Here is a 5,684-nt window from a genome sequence, read left to right as displayed (position 1 = left end):
TAGTTTCAAGATGGGATAGGTTCAAGACGGAATAGGTTCAAGAGAGAGGTTTCGAGGGCACAGCAATAGGTGCGGGGGGGAGGAAAGTCCGGGCTCCACAGGGCAGAGTGCCAGGTAACGCCTGGGCGGCGCGAGCCGACGGAAAGTGCAGCAGAGAGTAGACCGCCTACGTCTCCATAGGGAGGCCGGCAAGGGTGAAAGGGTGCGGTAAGAGCGCACCGCGCGCCTGGTAACAGTGCGTGGCAAGGTAAACCCCACTCGGAGCAAGACCAAATAGGAACCCTAAGGCGTGGCCCGCGTCGGGTTCGGGTAGGTTGCTCGAGAGCCGTGGTGACGCGGCTCCTAGATGAATGACTGTTCTCGACAGAACCCGGCTTATCGGCCGACTCCCGCCTCGCGACCCCGTTGTCGCCTCCGTTTTCCCGGCCCGTCGTTCGAGAGACCCATGACGCCATCCGCTTCAGAAACCACCGCCAGCGGCTTTCGTCATGCCAGTGTGCTCCTCGAGGGTGCCGTCGAGGCATTGGTCCATGATCCGCGGGGCGCCTACCTGGATGGTACCTTCGGTCGGGGTGGCCATTCCCGTGCCATCCTCGAGCGTCTGGCACCCGCTGGACGCCTGCTGGCCATTGACCGTGACCCTCAGGCCGTGGCCGAAGCCGCGAGTATCACCGATGCCCGTTTCACCATCGAGCAGGGCGAGTTTGCCTGCCTCAATGAGATCGCTGAACGTCATCGCCTCCATGGTCGCCTGGCCGGGATACTGCTCGACGTCGGGGTCTCTTCACCGCAGCTCGATGATCCGGAGCGTGGTTTCAGCTTCCTGCGTGACGGTCCCCTGGACATGCGGATGGATCCGACTCGAGGCCAGAGTGCCGCCGACTTCATCGCCCGTAGTGGCGAGGTAGAGATCGCCCGCGTCTTCAAGGCCTACGGCGAGGAGCGCTTCGCGCGGCGCCTGGCCCGGGCGGTGGTGGCGCGTCGTGCCGAGCGGCCCTTCGAGCGCACCGCGGACCTCGCCGAGGTGGTCAAGGTTGCCCATCCCGCCTGGGAGAAGGGCAAGCACCCGGCGACCCGGGTCTTCCAGGCCCTGCGTATCCAGGTCAACGGCGAGCTGGAGCAGCTCGATGCCGCCCTGACGGCGGCCTTGGAGGCACTCGCACCCGGCGGCCACCTGGTGGTGATCAGCTTCCACTCCCTTGAGGATCGTCGCGTGAAACGCTTCATCCGTGATCATGTGCGCGGCGATACCGACCTGCCTCGCGGAATGCCGATTCGCGATGATCAGATCCAGCGTCGTCTGGAGTCGCTGGGCAAGGCACAGCGTGCGTCTGCCGGCGAAGTGCAGGACAATCCCCGTGCACGTAGCGCCGTGATGCGCATGGCACGCAAACGTTTCTGAGGAGGGGGCATGCCCCGGGAAGAATCCATCCTGCCATCCATTTCCGGTTGGCCTCTGACCATGAGGCCGACCCTGCTGTTGGTGGCCAATGTCTCCCTGGTGGTGGTCTGCCTGGTCAGTGCCCTGGCCGTCATCACTGCCAGCCACCTGACCCGTGATCAGTATGCGCGGTTGCAGCAGCTCGAGCGCGAAGAGAACCAGTTGCAGATCGAGTGGGGACAGCTGCTGCTCGAGGAGAGTGCCTGGTCATCCCCGGCGCGTATCGAGCGTCTGGCGGTCGAACGCCTGGAAATGCGGTTGCCCGATGTCGATGAGGTCGAGGTGATTCGCCCATGAGTACCGAGGTTCGCAGTGGCGTGACACCACGCCGTCCCCCGCCCATGGCGCCCATGGGCGGTCTGCGATACAGACTGATGTTGCTGCTGGTCGTGGTTGGTCTGGGGCTCCTGGCCGGACGCATCGTCATCCTGCATGTGGTCGACTGGACCTTCCTGCAGGGCCAGGGCGATGCCCGTACCCTGCGCACCGATACCATTCCGGCCCATCGCGGGATGATTACCGACCGCCATGGCGAGCCCCTGGCCATTTCCACCCCGGTGGTTACCCTCTGGGTGAATCCCCAGGATCTCCCCGAGGACCGTATCCAGCAGCTGATGCTCGCCCAGGCCCTGGGCATCGATCTCGATACGCTCGAATCGCGACTGGCGCGATTCAGTGAGCGTGAATTCATGTACCTGCGTCGCCAGATGACACCTGAAGCGGCGCAACGAGTCCTGGGTCTGCGTATTCCCGGTGTCTATGCCCAGGATGAGTACAAGCGCTACTACCCGGCGGGTGCGGTCGCGGCCCAGTTGATCGGGGTGACTAACGTCGATGATGCCGGCCAGGAGGGCCTGGAACTCGCCTACCAGCCCTATCTCGCCGGTGAGCCCGGCCAGCGTAGAGTGCTCAAGGACCGGCGCGGACGGCTGGTTCGCGACCTCGAGCTGTTGCGCGAAGCGCGACCCGGCGGCGAACTCACCCTGTCCATCGACCAGCGCCTCCAGTACATGGCCTACCGGGAACTCAGTGCCGCCGTGTCGGAGCATAAGGCCGATGGCGGCGTGGTGGTGATGATGGACGCCCGCACCGGCGAGGTCCTGGCGATGGCCAACCAGCCCTCCTACAATCCCAACAATCGCGCGGGTCTCGATCCTCGTGGACTGCGTAACCAGGCCATCGTCGATGTCTTCGAGCCGGGTTCGGTCATGAAGCCACTGGCGATGGCGGCCATGCTCGAGACCGGTGACGTGCCGCTGGATACGGTGGTCGACACCTCCCCAGGCTGGATGGTCATCGACCGCTACACCATCAAGGACATCAGTAATTACGGCAAGCTGACCCTGACAGGTATCCTCGAGAAGTCCTCGAATATCGGCATGTCCAAGCTTGCCCTGCGCCTGGAGGATCCCGTGATCCCGGCCACCTATCGAGCCCTGGGACTGGGTCAGAGCCCTGGCACCGGCTTCCCCGGCGAAGCCACCGGCAGCATCCCGGCCCCGGTACGCTGGTCGAGCAGCCAGTGGGCGGCGCTTGCCTACGGTTACGGCCTGTCGGTCTCGGCGCTGCAGCTGGCCAGTGCCTACACCGCCATCGCCAACGAGGGTCGCCGCGTGCCACCCTCGCTGCTCAAGCTCGGCCAGTCGCCGGCTGGCGAGTCGGTCATCGACCCGGACATGGCCCGGCGGATACTGGGGATGATGGACCAGGTCGTCCAGCCCGGAACCGGCGCCCGTCGGGCACTGGTTCCCGGTTACCGGGTCGCCGGCAAGACGGGAACCGTGCGCAAGACCGGTGCCGGCGGGTACCAGGAGAAGGCCTACCGCGGCCTGTTCGTCGGTATCGCCCCCGTCTCGGACCCCCGGATCGTCACCGTGGTCATGATCGACCACCCGCGTGGCGACAGCTACTACGGCGGGGCGGTGGCGGCACCGGTCTTCTCGCGGGTGGCCGGCAACGCCCTGCGTCTGCTGGACGTGCCGCCAGATGCCCAGGACCCCGAATCATGATCGCAAGTTCAGGAGATAGGACGAGATGCAGCTGAGTGCCGAGCGACTCGAGGCGGGCCTGGTTGGACTCTGGTCCGATTGCCGCCTTGCCTTGGAGGGCGTCTCCCTGCCTGACCCCATTCGCCTGGTACTCGACAGCCGTCGGGTCGTCGAGGGAGACATCTTCGTGGCGGTGCCCGGGGTGGAGGTCGATGGGCGCGATTTCATCGCCCAGGCACTGGCGGCCGGGGCATCGCTGGTGCTGGCCCATTATGACGGCACGCCCGGGCCGGACGGTGACCGGGTGCTGTGGCTGGCGGGACTGCGCGAGGCCCAGGGCGAACTGGGCCGGGTCCTGTTCGGCGTACCCCGGGAGATGGAGCTGATCGGGGTCACCGGCACCAATGGCAAGAGCTCCGTGACTCACTACCTGGCCGAGCTTAGCCATGCCCTCGGGGTGGATGCCGGGCTGGTCGGCACCCTGGGGCATGGGCGTCCCCGCGCCCTGACGGCTGGCAGTCTGACTACGCCCGGCCCCCTGACCCTGCAGGTGGCGCTGGGCGAGCTGGCCGCCGAGGGTGTGCAGCGCGTCGCTATGGAGGTCTCCTCGCATGCCCTGGAGCAGGGGCGTCTCGACGGCTGCAGCGTGCAGGCCGCGGTGTTCACCAATCTGAGCCGCGATCACCTGGACTACCATGGCAGCATGACGGCCTATGCGGCCGCCAAGGCGCGGCTGTTCCGTCGCCATGAGCTCGAGCTCGCCGTGGTCAACGGCGACGATCCGCTGGCGCGACTGATGCTGGCCGGGGTGCACCACTGCGTGCGCGTACTGGCGGTGGGCCAGGACGAGGCGGTGACCCTGCGTGTCGTCGACTGGCATCCCCATGCCGGTGGCCAGCGGGCGCTGGTCGGCACTCCGGAGGGCGAGCGGGTGCTCAAGCTCGCGCTGATGGGCCGTTTCAACCTGGACAATGTGCTGCTGGCCATTGCCACCCTCCATGGCCTGGGGCATTCCCTGGAGGCCCTCTTCGAGGCGGCGGCCGACCTCACCCCGGTGCCCGGCCGCATGGAGCGGCTGTCGCGTCCCGGTTGTCCCACGGTGGTGATCGACTATGCCCATACCCCCGATGCCCTGGACAGCGCGCTGGCAGCACTCAGGGCCCATCTGCCGGGTAGCGGTCGGCTGTGGTGCCTGTTCGGCTGTGGCGGGGATCGTGATCCTGGCAAGCGGTCGTTGATGGCAGCCGCTGCGCAATGCCATGCGGATGTGCTGGTGGTTACCGACGACAATCCACGCAGCGAGTCTCCCGCGGTCATACGCGAGCAGGTCCTGGCGGGGCTGTCTCCCGAGGCGAGGGCCGCGGCCTGGAACCTGCCCGGACGCGGCGAGGTCATTGCCCGGGTGCTGGCCGAGGCGGCACCCGAGGATGTGGTGCTGATTGCCGGCAAGGGCCATGAGACCTACCAGGACATCCAGGGGGTCAGGCATGACTTCTCGGATCGGGTCGAGGCCGAGCTTGCCCTGTCGAAGCGTGTCGAGGAGGACGGCCGATGAACGTCGTTGGCCTGAATAACCTGGCCGAGGTCGCCATCGCCCTGGGACTTCCCCTGCCTGCCGATAGACCGGGGATCAGCGCCATCGTTACGGATACTCGGGATCTGCCATCGGGCAGCCTCTTCGTTGCCCTGCGCGGTGAGCGCTTCGATGCCCATGATTTTATCGGCCAGGCGCGTGCAGCGGGTGCCGTGGCCGCGCTGGTGGAGAGGGCAGTGGATGATCCCCTGCCACAGCTCGTCGTTGCGGATACCCGGCTGGCGCTGGGACTGCTGGGTCGCGCGCGACGCCGCGCCTGGGGTGGCCCCCTGGTGGCCGTGACCGGTAACAGCGGCAAGACCACGGTCAAGGATATGCTGGCCGCCGTGCTTTCCCGATGTGGGTCGACCCTGTCGACCCGAGGCAACCTCAACAATGAAGTCGGCGCTCCCTTGACTCTGCTGGGGCTGGCGCCACAACATCGCCAGGCGGTAGTGGAGCTGGGGGCCAACCACCTCGGTGAGATCGCCTGGACCAGTATGCTGGCCGAACCCCGGGTGGTGGTGATCACCAATGTGACCGGTGCCCATGTCGGCGAGTTCGGCGGCATGGGGCAGATCGCACAGGCCAAGGCGGAGATCCTGGCCGGCTTGCCGGCCGACGGAGTCGCCGTGCTCAACCGGGATGACGCCTTCTTTTCCTTCTGGTCGCGCCTGGCCGC

At 66.5% G+C, this 5,684-nt stretch carries 5 protein-coding genes and 1 other RNA gene; all 6 read left to right on the top strand.

Going from position 1 to position 5,684, the window contains the following annotated elements; translation table 11 throughout:
- Positions 1 to 394: RNase P RNA component class A (rnpB, locus tag ACESMD_RS08300), an RNA gene on the top strand; the annotation flags it as partial.
- A gap of 51 nt (positions 395 to 445) precedes the next feature.
- Complete coding sequence (gene rsmH / locus ACESMD_RS08295; RefSeq protein ID WP_372612121.1) at positions 446 to 1,402, top strand: 16S rRNA (cytosine(1402)-N(4))-methyltransferase RsmH; 957 nt, start codon at positions 446 to 448, stop codon at positions 1,400 to 1,402.
- Positions 1,403 to 1,411: 9 nt separating this feature from the next.
- Complete coding sequence (gene ftsL, locus ACESMD_RS08290; RefSeq protein WP_372612119.1) at positions 1,412 to 1,738, top strand: cell division protein FtsL; 327 nt, start codon at positions 1,412 to 1,414, stop codon at positions 1,736 to 1,738.
- On the top strand, positions 1,735 to 3,450 hold the full coding sequence (locus tag ACESMD_RS08285) for a peptidoglycan D,D-transpeptidase FtsI family protein (protein ID WP_372612117.1): 1,716 nt from the start codon (positions 1,735 to 1,737) through the stop codon (positions 3,448 to 3,450). The genes ftsL and ACESMD_RS08285 overlap by 4 nt, the downstream gene beginning before the upstream one ends.
- A gap of 25 nt (positions 3,451 to 3,475) precedes the next feature.
- Positions 3,476 to 4,984 carry a UDP-N-acetylmuramoyl-L-alanyl-D-glutamate--2,6-diaminopimelate ligase gene (locus tag ACESMD_RS08280; protein WP_372612115.1) on the top strand — a complete coding sequence of 503 codons (1,509 nt, stop codon included), beginning with the start codon at positions 3,476 to 3,478 and terminating at the stop codon, positions 4,982 to 4,984.
- Positions 4,981 to 5,684, top strand: a 704-nt coding sequence (gene murF, locus ACESMD_RS08275) for a UDP-N-acetylmuramoyl-tripeptide--D-alanyl-D-alanine ligase (protein WP_372612113.1), incomplete at its 3' end; no start/stop codon positions are given. The genes ACESMD_RS08280 and murF, both read left to right, overlap by 4 nt.

This window comes from Halomonas sp., assembly GCF_041689495.1.
In the GTDB taxonomy this organism is placed as follows: Bacteria; Pseudomonadota; Gammaproteobacteria; order Pseudomonadales; family Halomonadaceae; genus Halomonas.
The sequence above is the reverse complement of the archived record's forward strand: the minus strand, read 5'-3'. Positions and strand labels throughout refer to the sequence as shown.